The organism is Tetzosporium hominis (genome assembly GCF_002265435.1).
In the GTDB taxonomy this organism is placed as follows: Bacteria; Bacillota; Bacilli; order Bacillales_A; family Planococcaceae; genus Chryseomicrobium; species Chryseomicrobium hominis.
The window spans coordinates 1-278 of sequence record NZ_NOKQ01000178.1; the positions used below are offsets into that span (position 1 = coordinate 1).

Annotated in this window: 1 pseudogene; it reads left to right on the plus strand. The window is 50.4% G+C overall.

Annotated elements, in window-relative coordinates:
• Positions 1–66: pseudogene (locus CF394_RS16335) on the plus strand (hypothetical protein); the annotation flags it as partial.
• Between the last annotated feature and the right edge of the window lie 212 nt (positions 67–278).

A 278-nucleotide genomic window follows, 5' to 3' on the forward strand; every position in this document is an offset into this window, starting at 1 on the left:
GACGAGATTCGCCAAGCGGGCAACATCATCCTATTCATCGATGAGTTGCACACCTTAATCGGAGCGACGAAAGAGCCTATCACAGAAATTGGTGGGAAGCCATCGAAGCTGATGCCCGCCGCAAGATTGAGCCAGGAAACGCGGCAGCTGAATGCACGTCATCTGTTCTACGGACTTTCGATGCTCGACAAGTAGGATTCGTCCTGCCAAGCTGAGCAAAGACAGTGACTGGACAGAAGAAGAATGGTTAGAGCTGAAGCCTACAAACATAAGAAACG